Genomic DNA, 14,922 nt, shown 5'->3' with positions numbered 1-14,922 from the left:
GCCCCAGGCCGAGCCGCAGCAGCAGCCCGGCCGCGCCAATGGGCGGCGCAACGCCCGAGATCGAAGGCCCCAGGGCGAGCAGCAGGATCAGGGAGCTGGCGCCGCGGCGGCTCTCGGCGTCATCGCACCGATGATCGGCGCGGCAGTCGGCGGCGGCGGAATTCCGGGCATCCCCGGCGGCCCGGGCGGCATCCTGCCCCCCGGTCTTCCCGGCGGCGGTGGATTCGGGGGTGGCGGCGGTCGCAACGCGATCATCGGCGCGGCGGCGGCGGCCATCGCCGTGCCGGCCATCCTGTCGATCATCGAGCAGGCGCGCGCGAACGAGCGCGCGGGCTCCGGGGCGGCGGGGGACCCGCCCGGCCTTCCCGCCGCCAACGAGCGCCGGTTCGTCGCCGGCGAGGTCCTGTTCATCATGGCGCCTGACGCGCCGCGCGACGCCATCCGCCAGGTCGAGCGCCGCTTCAACCTGCGGCTCCTGCAGCGCGAGACTGCCGAGGTGGTAGGCGCCGTCATGCACCGCTACCGCGTGCCGAACCGGCAGACCGTGCCGGCGGCGATCCGCGCCATGCAGCAGGCGGTGGGCTTCGCCTACATCCAGCCGAACTACGTGTTCGAACGGCCGGAGTTCCGCGTCCGCCTGCAGTCGGCCCAGGCGATGCGCGCCGGCCGCGACCAGCGGCTGCAATACGTGGTGGAGGCGCTTCGCCTCTCGGAGGCGCACCAGATCGCCCGCGGCCAGCGCGTCGCCATCGCCGTCATCGATTCCGGCGTCGACGCCGCCCATCCCGAGCTCGCCGGCCGCATCACGCAGAGCTTCGACGCGGTGGGCGGCCAGTTCCGCGCCCACGAGCACGGCACCGGCATGGCCGGCGCCATCGTCGCCCAGCGCCAGCTCCTCGGTGTCTCACCGGGGGCCGACATCTTCGCCGTGCGCGCCTTCGCCCCCGGCCAGGCCCAGGGCTCCACCGGCACCAGCTTCCACATCGTCAAGGCGATGGACTGGGCCATCCGCAACGGCGCCAGGGTCATCAACATGAGCTTCGCCGGCCCGCGCGACCCGATGATCGCCCGCGCCATCCAGGTCGCGGCGGACCGCCGCATCGCCATGATCGCGGCCATGGGCAACGGCGGGCCGGAGGCGCCGATCGCCTTCCCCGCCGCCGATCCGAACGTGATCGCGGTGACGGCGACGGACCGGGAGGGACGGCTGTTCAACGCCGCGACCCAGGGCGACCACGTGGCCGTGGCCGCGCCGGGCGTCGAGATCATCCTCCCCGCTCCGCGCGGCGGCTATCAGATATCGTCGGGGACCTCGGTGGCGGCGGCCCATATCAGCGGCATCGCCGCACTGATCCTCGAGCGGCACCCCGACGCCGACCCGGCGACGCTGCGCCGCCTCCTCCAGACCACCGCTCGCCAGAACGACATTCCCGACCCGAAGCTCGGGGCTGGCGTCGCCGACCCGGTGCGGGCGCTGACCGCCGAACTGCCGCGTCAGGAGGCCCCGCCCGCCATCGCGACGGCCCCGGCGGAGCAAGCACCGCGCGCCGACGCCCAGCCTGCCACGGCAGCCCCCGCCGCACCGGCGCCCGCCAGCGTCACGCCGCGCTGAAACCGCTGCGACGGAGGCATCTCGCCTCCGTCCGACCTGCCATGCGCCGCCGCGGCTGTTCCCTCGCGCGCCGCGGCGCGGTAGGAGCGGCGCCGGAGGACCGGCCCGCCATGCAGGACTACATCCGCGCCATTCTTTCGGCCCGCGTCTACGACGTCGCCATCGAGAGCCCGCTCGACCCGATGCCGCGGCTGGCGCAGCGACTCGGCGCCGCGGTGCGGCTGAAGCGAGAGGACCTCCAGCCAGTCTTCTCCTTCAAATTGCGCGGCGCCTACAACAAGATGGCGGGCCTGCCGCGCGAGGCGCTCGAACGCGGCGTGATCTGCGCATCGGCCGGCAACCACGCTCAGGGCGTGGCGCTCGCCGCCCAGAAGCTCGGGGTCAAGGCCACCATCGTGATGCCGAAGACCACCCCCGACATCAAGGTGCAGGCGGTCAGGAGCCGCGGAGGCCGCGTCGTCCTGCATGGCGAGAGCTTCGACGAGGCCTATGGCCATGCCCGGCAGATCGAGGCCGAGAAGGGCCAGACCTTCATCCATCCCTATGACGATGCCGAGGTCATCGCCGGCCAGGGGACGGTGGGCATGGAGATCCTTCGCCAGCATCCCGACCCCCTCGACGCGATCTTCGTGCCGATCGGCGGCGGCGGGCTCGCGGCCGGCATCGCCGTCTTCGTCAAGTTCCTGAGGCCCGACGTGAAGGTCTTCGGCGTCGAGCCTGACGATGCCGCCTCCATGGCGGAGGCGATCGCCGCGGGCTCGCGGGTCATTCTCAATCAGGTGGGGCTCTTCGCCGACGGCGTCGCCGTGCGGCAGGCGGGCGAGGAGACCTTCCGCCTGTGCAAGGAGCTGCTGGATGGCGTCATCAGGGTCAGCACCGACGAAATCTGCGCCGCAGTGAAGGACATCTTCGAGGACACGCGCGCGGTGGCCGAGCCGTCGGGTGCCGTCAGCCTTGCCGGGCTCAAGACCTATGTCGAGCAGGGCCGGGCGAGAGGCGGCGCCCTCGTCGCCATCAACTCCGGCGCCAACATGAACTTCGACCGGCTGCGTCATATCGCCGAACGGGCGGAGATCGGCGAAAAGCGGGAAGCGCTGCTGGCGGTCACGATTCCTGAGAAGCCGGGCAGCTACAGGCGGTTCATCCAGCTCCTCGGCAAGCGCGCCATCACCGAGTTCAACTATCGCTACGCCGATCCCGAGCGCGCAGAGATCTTCGTCGGCGTTCAGCTCGACGCCGGCGGCGAGGAGAAGCGCGCCATTCTCACCATGTTGGGCGAGCACGGCTATCCCGTGCTCGACATGAGCGACAACGAGCTCGCCAAGCTCCATGTCCGCTACATGGTCGGCGGCAAGACGCGGGGCATGGCCGGCGAGCGGATCTTCCGCTTCCAGTTTCCTGAACGGCCCGGCGCGCTGCTGAAGTTCCTGACCTCGCTGTCCGAGGGCTGGAACATCTCGCTGTTCCACTACCGCAACCACGGCGCCGACTACGGCCGCGTGCTGGCGGGCATTCAGGTGCCGGAGGGCGAGTACGCGCAGTTGCAGAAGCGCCTCGACGATCTCGGCTATCCCTATTGGGAAGAGACAGGCAACCCCGCCTACAAGGCCTTCCTCGGCGGCGAGGCCTGACTTTCGGCCCCTCCCGCCCCGCCACCAACCATTTACCACACGGGAGGAAAGTACCGTCGCAACGGCGCCTGCCCCGGCGAGGCGGAGCGGCGTTTACGGCCTCGGCAACCAATCCCCGATACGATCTGTCAAATATGCGGCCTTCTTCCGGCGCCGCGCACGCAGGACTGATCCATGTCGGCAGAGCCGCGCGAGCCCATCGCGGAAATCGGTTTCTTCGGGCCCATCATCGAACAGGCCATCGACGGCGTGGTGGTCATCGACGGCTGCAACAACGTCGTCCTGTTCAACGCGGCTGCCGAGCGACTGTGGGGTATCGATCGCAGCGCGGTCATGGGCAGGAACGTGCGCGCCCTCGTGCCCCACCACGCCCGCGCCGATCACGACGAGCAGATCGACCGCAACCGGTTCGGCGGGGATGACCGGCTTGTCGGCAAGACGGTGGAGGTGCCCATCCACCGCCCCGACGGCTCCCTCGTCTGGGGGGCGCTCTCGCTGTCGCGTACGCGCATCGGCGACACGCTCTACTACGCCGCCTTCGTCAAGGACGTCACCGAGGACGTGAGACGGCGTGAGGAGCTCTATCTCCTGTCACTGGTGGCGAACGAAACCGACCAGGCAGTCCACATCACGGGGCGCGACCGGCGGATCGTCTATGCCAACCGCGCCTTCGTCGACCTCTTTGGCTATTCCCGAGAGGAACTGATCGGGGCCGAACCCTCACAGCTGCTCGAGGGCCGCCATACGAACCCCCAGTCGCTGACGTCGCTCGACAACCTTTCGCGCGGCATGCGCACCGACATGATGGAGTTCATCGCCTACCACAAGGACGGCCGGGAGATCTGGGTGTCGGCGACCGTCAATCCGGTCCTGGATGCGGCGGGCGAGGTGTGTAACGCGGTCTGCGTGATGTCCAACATTACCGAGACGCGACAGATCCAGGCCCTGCAGCAGCGGGTGCTGGAAGCCGTCGCGCGGGAGGAGGAGCTCGACGCCGTCGCTGCCCTGGTCTGCAAGGAGGTGGAAGCGATCGCGCCGGGTGTCGTCTGCTCGATCCTGATGGTCGACCGCGAGAAGAAGCTGCGTCCCCTCGCCAGCCCGAGCCTCCCCGCCTATTACTGCGAGGCCCTCGACGGCGTCCCGATCGGACCCTCCGTCGGCTCATGCGGCACGGCCGCCTGGCGCGGGGAACCGGTGATCGTCGGGGACATCGAGACCGACCCGCTGTGGGCGCCCTACAAGGAGCTGCCGCTTCCCATCGGCCTCAAGGCCTGCTGGTCGAGCCCGATCAAGCTCAAGGATGGCCGCGTCGCGGGAACCTTCGCCTTCTACTACACCGAGAAATGCGGCCCGACCGCATGGCACGAGCGCCTGGTCGAGGCCTGCATCCACCTGTGCGCGCTGGCCATCGAGCGCCACGAGGCCAAGGCCCATATTGCCCGGCTCGCCTATTTCGACACGCTGACGGGCCTGCCCAACCGCAGCCAGCTGGCGCAGGCCATCGACCAGCGCATCGCCACGGCGCAGGGTGACCCCTCCTGCGAAATCGCGCTCCTGTTTCTCGACCTGGACGGGTTCAAGGACGTCAACGACACGCTGGGCCATTCGGCCGGCGACGCCCTGCTGGTGGAGATCGGACGACGCCTCAAGGATCAGGTGCGACCGAGCGACGTCGTCAGCCGCCTCGGTGGCGACGAGTTCGTCATCGTGCTCGGCAACTGCGACAGCGAACAGGCGGCCCAGGTGGCCGAGCGGGTCGTCAAGGCGCTGGCCGTGCCCGTCGACGTCGAGGGCATGGGGCTTTCGGCCTCCGTCAGCATCGGCATCAGCCTCTACCCCAGCGACAGCCGAAATCGCGAAGAGCTGCTGAAGCACGCCGATACGGCGATGTACGAGGCCAAGAACGCCGGCCGCGGCGCCTTCCGCTTCTACAGCCCGGGCATGAACGAGCAGATCCACGAGCGCCTCGTGATGGTCAACGCCCTGAAGGAATCGCTCCGGGCCGGTCACCTGGAGCTGCACTATCAGCCCCAGATGCTCGGCGAGACCGGCGGACTGCACGGTGTGGAGGCCCTGGCCCGCTGGAACCACCCGCAGTTCGGCCAGGTGCCGCCGTCGCGATTCATCGCACTGGCGGAGGACTCCGGACTGATCGAAGCCATCGGTGAATGGGCCCTGTGCGAGGCCTGCCGCCAGCTCGCCGCCTGGCGGGCGCAGGGGCTGGATATCCCCACCGTATCGGTCAACCTCTCACCGCTCCATTTCCGCAATCGCCACCTGCCCGCCATCGTCGCCGCAGCCCTGGAGGCCGCCGGCCTGCCGCCGGACGCCCTGACGCTGGAGATCACCGAGGGCGTCATGATGGACCGGTGCGAGAACACGATCAGGACGGTGGAGGCGGTCGCCGGGCTCGGCGTCAGGCTGTCACTCGACGACTTCGGCACCGGCTATTCGAGCCTCTCCTCCGTCTCGACCCTGCCGATCGCGGAGATCAAGCTGGACCAGAGCTTCGTCCGCGACCTGCAGAGCGACACGAACGCGAGGACCGTCGCCTCCGCGGTGGTCCGTATCGGCCAGAGCCTGGGGCTCACCGTCGTCGCCGAGGGCGTCGAGACCGAGCCGCAACGGCGCTTCCTGCAGGGCCTGCGGTGCGACGTGATGCAGGGCTACCTGTTCTCCCCCGCGCTCGCGCCGGAGGCCTTCGTCTCCTGGCTGGAACGGAGGGCCCCGTTGCCGCCTGCCGCGGCAGTCGCCTGACGGCCAGCGCTCACAGCTCGACGACGTCCTTGTGCAGCGGCCGGATGTAGGCCTGGCACAGGCAATTCACGCCGAGCGGGCAGAGCATCTGGTCAGCGCGGGAATGGTGAACCCCGCAGATCATGCTGGCGGAGGATTCGCCCCCAGCCCCGCCGAGCACCTCGCGACGGACCGTCTTGGCGCGTGGGACCGGCCCGAAATAGACCCGGGTACGCACGAAGGGGCGCGGCATGGCCAGCACCGACTCCGCCCTCGTCCTCAGCGTCTTCATGCTGAAGGGGCGGGCGACGTATTCGTGCACGCCGGCGGTGACGGCGCCGAGCACGGAGGAGCGGGTCGGCGCGCCGGAAATCATGATGATCGGGGTGTACTGGAGGCCGCCGTCGGCACGGCGGAGCAACTGCGTGACCTCAAGCCCGTCGAGGCCCGTCAGGTTCATGCCGAGGACGATGAGGCTGGGGCGCTGCTGCTCGGCAGCCTCGACGGCGTCAAAACCCGTACGGCATTCCAGCACCCTGCCGAGGCCCGTCAGGACCGAGCGGATGATCCGCCGGGAGAAGGCCTGCTCGTCCGCCACCAGGATGGTGGTACTGGCGGGGCGGTGGAGATTGACCGGAACACTCTTGGACACGCGACCTGACCTTGGGTCATGCAACCTCGCTGTCATGCCACGGTCGTGCTTAAGGAAGCGTAAGCCGGCGGGTCTCAGGCCCTCTCGAGCAGCCCCACCGCCACGAGGCGGGAGCAGAAGGAAAGCGCCGCCTCGCCGCCGAGTTCACGCGGCGTGGCGCCCTCGCCCAGCCTCTCGATCCAGCCGAGCTCATTCGGCCCCAGCGGTTCTGCGGGTCCCGCCCAGCGAAGTTCCGCGCCCTCTCCCACCGGGACGACATAGTGGTGGACGGAATCGGCGAGCACGAGGCGATCGTCGAGACCGGGGGCCGGTGCGAGCAGGCCGCGCGCCGGCATGACCATGCGGTCTGTGCCGAGCTGCTGGAGGAAACGCATGGCGACGAGGTCGAGGGATTCCTCGGTGGCAACCGCCGCGAGACGCTCCCGGGCGGCGTCGACGAGCCCTGCCCGCGCAGCATCATCAGCGAGGCGCCAGGTGCGGAAGGACTGCCGCAGCGCCGGCTGCTGCTGCTCCATCTGGTCGATGGCCGCCTTGAGCGCGTCCGCCCAACTGGGTTCGAGAAGCCCGACGGTGACGTGGAGCGAGGGCTCGCCCCCCTCCTGCACCGCGGCGTCGTGGGCGACGCCTCGTGGGACGTAGAGCACGTCGCCGGCCTCCAGGAGAACCTCGCGTGCGCCCGCAGGATCGGCCCGGTGCACCGCGCCGTCCCAGGGCGTGTTGCGCGTCGCATGGGGCATCAGCATGTCGCCCCAGACCCGCCAGCGCTTGGCGCCCGACACCTGCAGCACCAGAACGTCGTGGGTGTCGAAATGGGTGCGGAATCCCTGGGCGCCGGGGGGAGTCAGGTAGATGTTGGCCTGTACCGCATGGAGGAAGAGCTTCTCCAGGCCACGGCAGAAGCGGGCCAACGGCGGATGCATCTCATGGAACTGGGAGACGACGAGGGTCGCGCCGCCGTCGAACAGCTGGAACAGGCCGAGCGGATCGATGCGGCCGTCCTCGTCGGCGTAAAGGTCGTCGGGGACGGCGGCGCTGCCGTTGCGGGCGCTGTCGGCCATGGAGACGCGCGGCGTGCGGGCCCCGTCGGTGCGCAGGAAAGCATCGAGATGGGCGATCGAGAGCAGCGGGGCGAACCGGCGGCGATCGGCTGCGGGCAGGTGGCGCGCCTTCGCGTCCTCACGCAGGGCGAGGACCTCGGGCACGGTCATCGCCCCGAAGGCCAGCCCGAAGGCGTCTGCTGCGAGGGTCATGGCTGCAGCGCGGGCCTACCAGCCGCGACCACGACCGCGAGGATCGCGAGGATCGTTGTCGGTGACGCGCACGCGGCGGCGGATGACGCGCACCCGGCCGCGGCCCGGATCGTCATAGGGGTCGCTGTCGGTGCCGCGGCGGCGGACGATGCGGCCACGGCCACGGCCCTCCCGGTCGTAGGGATCGCTGTCCGTCACCCGCAGGCGCTGGGCTTCGGCCGGCTGCGATGTGACGACGGCACCGGGGACCACGAGGGTCGCGGCGCCCGCCAGCGTCTTGAAGACGAAGAGGCGCCGGTCGAGCGTACGGGACGCGGGGGTCGTGTCGCCATCGGCGGACGGAACGGGTGTGTCGTCGGTCATGGTGTCGAACTCCCCCTCTCACCGCCAGCGTCAGCCACCAGCTGCGAATGCTTCTAAGGTGGAAGCTAGCGGCAAACTGCCGGTACGTCATGCGTGGTTTGACGTAGGCGAGCGGCTCGGGAGCGGATTTTGTGGAGGGGCTGCGGAGTGGAAGGGAGGAGACCACGCTCAAGGGGTCGCAGATTGCGGTCCCCTCCCGTCCGAGCCAGTGAACCGGCGACGCATACACCTGATGCCGGGTCGCAATGGTTCTTGCAGGGTCGGTGCCAAGATGCTGGAGGCGCCCGACCAACAACATGTGGGGCCGAGATTCCAATTCACCTACTATAGACGGTATCCGCGACGCGGGGAGCACGAGCGGTCTCGCCAAATGCGCCTTGCATTCCGCGAGAGCCTCCCAAATTGCGAGGGCGGGTCGGGCTCGCTCCGTCGCGCCCCGTTGCGGCCGGTTTCCGTTGCGCAGGAGAGCCGTCTCCTATAGATGCACCGCAACAGAGTTCACGCGGGCCGCCAGATCGACGGAGCCCGCTTTTTCGTATTCGCCCGACCGGACGCCCCTGCCATGTCTATGCGCAACATCGCCATCATCGCCCACGTCGATCACGGCAAGACCACCCTCGTCGACAAGCTCCTGCAGCAGTCGGGCTCGTTCCGCGAAAACCAGCGCGTCGCCGAGCGCGTCATGGACTCCAACGACCTCGAGAAGGAGCGCGGCATCACCATCCTCGCCAAGGCGACCTCCGTCGTCTGGAAGGACACGCGCATTAACATCGTCGACACGCCCGGCCACGCCGACTTCGGCGGCGAGGTGGAGCGCATCCTGTCCATGGTCGACGGCGCCATCGTGCTGGTGGATGCGGCCGAGGGCCCGATGCCGCAGACCAAATTCGTGGTCGGCAAGGCGCTGAAGATCGGCCTGAAGCCCATCGTCGCCATCAACAAGATCGACCGGCCGGACGCCCGCCACGTCGAGGTCATCAACGAGGTCTTCGACCTGTTCGCAGCCCTCGACGCCACCGACGAGCAGTTGGACTTCCCGATCCTCTACGGGTCCGGCCGCGAGGGCTGGATGGCGGAAAAGCCGGAGGGTCCGATCGACCAGGGCCTCGCCCCGCTCTTCGACCTCGTCCTGCGCCATGTGCCCGAACCGGACATCGGCGACGGTCCGTTCCGCATGCTCGGCACGCTGCTTGAAGCCAATCCCTTCCTCGGCCGCATGATCACCGGCCGCATCTCCTCCGGCACGGTGAAGCCGAACCAGTCGATCAAGGTGCTGTCGCGCGACGGAACCGTGGTCGAGACCGGCCGCGTTTCGAAGATCCTCGCCTTCCGCGGTATCGAGCGCCAGCCGATCGAGGAAGGCATCGCCGGCGATATCGTCGCCATTGCCGGCCTGTCCAAGGGCTCGGTGGCGGACACGTTCTGCGATCCTTCCGTCGAGACCCCGATCCAGGCCCAGCCGATCGATCCGCCGACCGTCATGATGGGCTTCATCGTCAACGACTCGCCGCTCGCCGGCACCGAAGGCGACAAGGTCACCAGCCGCATGATCCGCGACCGCCTGCTGAAGGAGGCCGAGGGCAACGTGACGCTGAAGATCGAGGAGAGCCCGGACAAGGACACGTTCTTCGTCTCCGGCCGCGGTGAACTCCAGCTCGCCATCCTCATCGAGACCATGCGCCGCGAGGGGTTCGAACTCGCCGTGTCGCGTCCGCGCGTCGTGTTCCAGAAGGGCGAGAACGGCGAGACGCTGGAGCCGGTCGAGGAGGTCCTCATCGACGTGGACGAGGAGCATTCCGGCGTCGTCGTGCAGAAGATGAGCGAGCGTCGCGCCGAAATGGTCGAGATGAAGCCTTCGGGCGGCAACCGCCTGCGCCTCGTCTTCCACGCCCCGACCCGCGGCCTCATCGGCTACCAGTCCGAGCTGCTCACCGACACGCGCGGCACGGCCATCATGAACCGCCTGTTCAAGGCTTATGAGCCGCACAAGGGCGAGATCCCCAGCCGTATCAACGGCGTGCTGATCTCCAACGACATCGGCGAGAGCGTCGCCTATGCGATGTGGAACCTCGAGGACCGCGGGCCGATGATCATCGATCCCGGCGTAAAGGTCTATCGCGGCATGATCATCGGCATCCACAACCGCGACAACGACCTCGAAGTGAACGTGCTGAAGGGCAAAAAGCTCACGAACATCCGCACCACCTCGAAGGACGAGGCGGTGCGCCTGACGCCGCCGATCCGCATGACGCTGGAGAAGGCGCTGGCGTGGATCCAGGACGACGAGCTCGTCGAGGTGACGCCGAAGTCCATCCGCGTCCGCAAGACCCATCTCGACCCGAACGATCGCAAGCGCGCCGAGAAGTCGAAGGAAGCGGTGGCGTAACAGCCACCTATCCCGCCCCAATGTCATCGTGCCCGGCCATGTGCCGGGCACTGTCGTTTGGGGATTGTGGATCGCCGTCCAGGGGGCCGATGCCCTGCACCCTGTCCAAGACGCCGAAGGCGAACGGCTAACCACGCACCTCCACCGTCGCGCTCTTCAGAGCCGCCTCATCCACCGTGATGCCGAGGCCCGGCCCCTGCGGCAGCCAGGAGGCGCCGGCCTCCAGCCGCACGGGGTTGGCGAGGATCTCCGTGCCGAGCACGAAGGCCGATGTGTAGTATTCGGCGCCCAGCGTCATCGCCGGCGTCGACGCGGCGAAATGGATGCCGGCGGTGAGCGCGATGCCCGCCTCGTACATCGTCCCGCCGTAGCAGGGCATGCCGGCGGACTGGGCGATGGCGGCGATGGCCTTTCCCTTGGCGAAGGAGCCGGCCTTCATCAGCTTGATCGAGACGGCGTCGGCTAAGCGCGCCCGCACGCACTCCACCGCCTCCTCCGGCGAGAAGACGCTCTCGTCGGCTAGGATCGGCGTGTCGATGGCGCGGGTGATCTCGGCCATGGCATCGCGCCGGTCGCGGGCCACGGGCTGCTCGATGAAGGCCGGGCGGAAGGCCTCGACGTCGCGCAACGTGCGGATGGCGTCGACCGACGGCAGGCCCTGGTTGTAGTCGATGCGCAGCGACGCATCGGGCGGAAGGATGGCTGCGAGCCGGTCGAGCCGGCTCATGTCTTCGGCGTGGGTGGAGAAGCCCGTCTTCACCTTGAAAAGACGGATGCCCTCGGCGAGACGGGCGCGGGCGAAGTCGAGATCGGCGTCGAAGTCGGGATTGGCGATGGAGACCGAGAGCGGAATGCTCTCCCGGAAGACGCCGCCGAGGAGTTCGGCGACGCTCAACCCCGCCGCCTGGCCGACGAGGTCATGCAGCGCCATGTCGAGCGCCATCTTGGCTTCCGGGTGGCCAACGATGGTGCGGTCGGCCTCAGCGAGGATGCGGGCGAGCTGGCGCGGGTCGCGGCCGATCACCAGCGGGCGCAGATAGACGTCGAGGGCGGCGACCGCCGCCTCCGCCGTTCCTGAAAAGACGGACCAGGGCGCGGCCTCCCCCCAGCCGGTGAGGCCGTCCATGGTGTGGAGCGAGACGACGACGCCCGGCAGGGTGTCGGCCACGTCGCCGACGCCGTGCTTGCGGGTCATCTTCAGGGGCCAGCGGGTGAGCCTGACCTGCATGCAATCGATGATCATGTGGGCGAAGTCTCCCGCGAGAGCCGCGCCTCGGCCCTGACCGCGGCCTCGTCGGCGAGGACGCCCTCCTCGCGGCCGGCGGCGGCCTTCTGGCCGAGATAGAGGGCGACGGCGACGCTGCCGACGATCGCCACCCTCCACCAGACCGGAATGGGGTCGAAGAGCGTCGCCATGACGCCGAGCGGGATCAGCGGCAGGCGCACCGCCATGGGTAGGGGCGCGCGGAAGAAGCCGAAGAAGCCGGCCGCGAGCAGGGTCAGGCCCAGGGCGTTGGCGACGAACTCGCCGATGATCTCCGGCCAGGTGTCCTGCAGCAGCAGCGCGCTGGAATGGAGATAGGAGAAGCCGACCACGAAGCCGGCGATGGCGAGGCGGAAGGCGACGACACCCGCCGCCATCGGGCTGCACCGCGCGATGGAAGCTGCCGCATACGAAGCGACGGAGACCGGCGGCGTCGCGTCGGCGAGGATCGAGAAATAGAAGACGAACATGTGGGCAGCGAGGACCGGAACGCCGAACTGCTGGAGGATCGGCGCGCCGATCGCCGCGCCGATGATGTAAGCGGCCGTCGTCGGAACGCCCATGCCGAGGATCAGCACGGTGATCGCGATGAGGACGCCGGCGATGTAGAGGTTGTTGCCGGCGAGGCCCGTCACGATCGTGGAGAAGGAGATCACCATGCCGGTGACGGTGAGGCAGGCGACGAAGATGCCGGCGCCGGCACAGGCGAGCGCGACCACAACCATGTTTCGGCCGCCATTGGCCAGCATGCGCAGGATGTCGGCCGGCCAGAGGCGGGTGTGGGCCCGCAGCCAGGAGGCGGGCCAGACGGCGAGAATGCCCCAGAAGGCTGCGAAGGACGGCGAGTAGCCCAAGGCCATGGCGCCGATCATGACGAAGACCGGGATGAGCAGGTGCACGTCGCGGAGCACGTAGCTCCAGGTCGGGATCTCGTCGGGATCGCAGCCGGTGAGGCGCAGGCGCCGCGCCTCGAAATGCACGCTGACGAGGATCATGAAGAAGTAGAGCATGGAGCCGGCGATCGCGGCCAGGGCGATGGTCTGGTAGGGGATGTTGGTGATCTCGGCCATGATGAAGGCGCCAGCGCCCATGACCGGCGGCATGATCTGCCCTCCGACCGAGGAGGCCGCCTCGACGCCGGCTGCGAACTGTCGGCGGTAACCGAGCTTGATCATGGCAGGGATGGTGAAGGAGCCGGTGGCGAAGACATTGGCCACCGACGAGCCCGAGATCGTGCCGAACATGGCCGAGGAGACGACCTCGACCTTGGCGGGACCGCCCGCCTGGCGTCCTGCGACCTTCATGCCGAGATTGTGGAACAGCATGCCGACGCCAGAGCCCTCGATGAAGGCGCCGAAGATGATGAACATGGCGACCATGGTCGCCGAGATGCCGGTGATCGAGCCGTAGATGCCGTTCGAGTTGAACAGGTACATGGTCTCGACGATCTGCGTCGCCGGGATGTCGCGGAAGTGCAGGATCCCCGGCATGTACTCGGTCACGAAGAGATAGAGGATGCCGGTGGCGACGAGGCCCGCCAGGACGGGCGTGACGGCGCGGCGCAGCGCCTCGATGACGAGAACGATGGCGATGATGCCGAAGCCCAGCTCGACGGGGTGAACCGGATCGACGGTCTCAAAGCGCAGGTTGATGATCGAGGCGCAGTAGCGCCCGCCGTTGGCGCAGCTGAACGAATAGAGGCTCGGCAGCAGGGCGAGCCCCGACAAAAGCCAGTCGAGGGCGCTCGGCCGGTCCTTCGGAGAGGTCTCCGTCGCCGGATAGAGAATGAAGGCCAGCGGCAGCAGGACCAGGAGGTGGATGGAGCGCTGCTCACGCGGCTCGAGGAAGCCGAAGCCCCCGGTCCACAGGTGGAAGAGCGAGCCGAAGACGGCAACGGCGGCCGCGAGCCAGAAGACCGGCCCCTTGAGTTCGCGCATGGCGAGAATATCCGGGAGAGGGGGCAAGCCGGAGGCAGCCCCAAAGGTGAAGGCCCGGGCGGGTGGCCCGGGCCTCGTTCGATGCTTGCGGATCAGCCCTGGACCCAGCCGCGCTCGCGATAGTAGCGCAGGGCGCCCGGATGGACCGGGACGGGCCGGTTGGCGATCGCCGTCTCGCAGCGATAATCCTTCAGCGAGCCGTGGATGCGCGGCAGTTCCGCGACGTTCTCGCAGATCGCTTTGGTGATCTTGTAGACGATGTCTTCGGCGACGTCGGAGGACGTGACGAGGGTCGTCGCCATGACCAGCGTCTTCACCTCACGCGTGCCCTGGAAGCGCGGATAGGTGCCGGCCGGGATAACGCCGGAACCCATGCCGTGGCGCTGCTTGAAGGCGTCCATGACGTCCTGGGGGATGTCGAGGATCTCGCCCTCGCGGCCGGTCGCCATGTCGACGACGGCCGAACCCGGTAGACCCAGGGCGAAGAAGGCGTAGTCGAGCTGGCCGTCGCGATAGGCGGCCGCGAGATCGCCGTAGGCGGCCAGCTGGAAGCGCCAGCCGCGGGCGCGCAGGCTGTCATAGGTCTGGCCGTAGACGGCGAGGAGCCAGCGCAGGGCGATCTCGTCGGTCGCGCCGTTGTTGGCCCCGCCGAAGCGGATGTTGCGCCCCTCCTTGAAGAGGGTCGCGATGTCCATCGTCTGACCCGGCGCGCGGATGAAGTGATAGGGCGTGTCGCCGAAGGACTGGCCGATCATCCGCAGCTTGTCGGCGGCGGGACGGCCCTGGTAGGTGCCGGTGCCGGTCGCAGCCATCGACGCGAAGATGTCGATGGACATCGCGAGCTGTGCCTGGCCCTGCTGGACGGCCACCGGATTGGCTGCGCCACCGCCGGGCACCGCCTTGATGGTCAGGCCGGGAACCTTGTCCTCGAGCAGCTTGGCCGCGCCCGAGACGATGGTGTACCAGCCGCCGCCGATGGAGCCGCCGCGCCATTCCACCGTCTGCGCACCCGCCGGCACCAGGGCACCCGCCATCAGGCCCGCGGCCATACCGGCCGCGACGATCATCCGCTTCAACATCGTGGTCACACC

At 68.8% G+C, this 14,922-nt stretch carries 10 protein-coding genes; 4 read left to right on the top strand and 6 right to left on the bottom strand.

Annotation, left to right across the window (positions count from 1 at the left end; all coding sequences use genetic code 11):
• The 3 genes from ACT6XY_RS15410 to ACT6XY_RS15400 form a co-directional block, all read left to right on the top strand.
• On the top strand, positions 1-1,612 hold a 1,612-nt coding region (locus tag ACT6XY_RS15410), incomplete at its 5' end, for a S8 family peptidase (protein WP_444749210.1).
• Positions 1,613-1,653: 41 nt separating this feature from the next.
• On the top strand, positions 1,654-3,243 hold the full coding sequence (gene ilvA, locus ACT6XY_RS15405; RefSeq protein ID WP_444749209.1) for a threonine ammonia-lyase, biosynthetic: 1,590 nt from the start codon (positions 1,654-1,656) through the stop codon (positions 3,241-3,243).
• Between the two features lie 174 nt (positions 3,244-3,417).
• On the top strand, positions 3,418-6,000 hold the full coding sequence (locus ACT6XY_RS15400; protein WP_444749208.1) for an EAL domain-containing protein: 2,583 nt from the start codon (positions 3,418-3,420) through the stop codon (positions 5,998-6,000).
• Between the two features lie 10 nt (positions 6,001-6,010).
• Here ACT6XY_RS15400 and ACT6XY_RS15395 read toward each other — a convergent pair whose 3' ends face one another.
• From ACT6XY_RS15395 to ACT6XY_RS15385, 3 genes are all read right to left on the bottom strand, one after another.
• Complete coding sequence (locus ACT6XY_RS15395) at positions 6,011-6,631, bottom strand: response regulator (RefSeq protein ID WP_444749207.1); 621 nt, start codon at positions 6,629-6,631, stop codon at positions 6,011-6,013.
• Positions 6,632-6,705: 74 nt separating this feature from the next.
• A complete protein-coding gene (locus ACT6XY_RS15390) occupies positions 6,706-7,881 on the bottom strand; it encodes a cupin domain-containing protein (RefSeq protein ID WP_444749206.1) in 1,176 nt (391 codons plus the stop codon).
• Positions 7,882-7,896: 15 nt separating this feature from the next.
• On the bottom strand, positions 7,897-8,244 hold the full coding sequence (locus tag ACT6XY_RS15385; RefSeq protein ID WP_444749205.1) for a hypothetical protein: 348 nt from the start codon (positions 8,242-8,244) through the stop codon (positions 7,897-7,899).
• A gap of 562 nt (positions 8,245-8,806) precedes the next feature.
• Here ACT6XY_RS15385 and typA point away from each other — a divergent pair.
• Complete coding sequence (gene typA / locus ACT6XY_RS15380; RefSeq protein ID WP_444749204.1) at positions 8,807-10,630, top strand: translational GTPase TypA; 1,824 nt, start codon at positions 8,807-8,809, stop codon at positions 10,628-10,630.
• 127 nt (positions 10,631-10,757) lie between these two features.
• On the opposite strand, the gene ACT6XY_RS15375 is transcribed toward typA, so the two are convergent.
• The 3 genes from ACT6XY_RS15375 to ACT6XY_RS15365 all read right to left on the bottom strand — a co-directional run bounded on the left by ACT6XY_RS15375 (position 10,758) and on the right by ACT6XY_RS15365 (position 14,910).
• Positions 10,758-11,873, bottom strand: coding sequence for an enolase C-terminal domain-like protein (locus ACT6XY_RS15375; RefSeq protein ID WP_444749203.1), 1,116 nt, complete (start codon positions 11,871-11,873; stop codon positions 10,758-10,760).
• Positions 11,870-13,831, bottom strand: coding sequence for a TRAP transporter permease (locus tag ACT6XY_RS15370; protein WP_444749202.1), 1,962 nt, complete (start codon positions 13,829-13,831; stop codon positions 11,870-11,872). The genes ACT6XY_RS15375 and ACT6XY_RS15370 overlap by 4 nt, the downstream gene beginning before the upstream one ends.
• A 92-nt stretch (positions 13,832-13,923) precedes the next feature.
• Entirely contained in the window at positions 13,924-14,910 is a 987-nt protein-coding gene (locus ACT6XY_RS15365; RefSeq protein ID WP_444749212.1) for a TAXI family TRAP transporter solute-binding subunit, read from the bottom strand.
• Between the last annotated feature and the right edge of the window lie 12 nt (positions 14,911-14,922).

The organism is Phreatobacter sp. (assembly GCF_052440005.1).
Classification (GTDB): domain Bacteria; phylum Pseudomonadota; class Alphaproteobacteria; order Rhizobiales; family Phreatobacteraceae; genus Phreatobacter.
The sequence above is the reverse complement of the archived record's forward strand: the minus strand, read 5'-3'. Positions and strand labels throughout refer to the sequence as shown.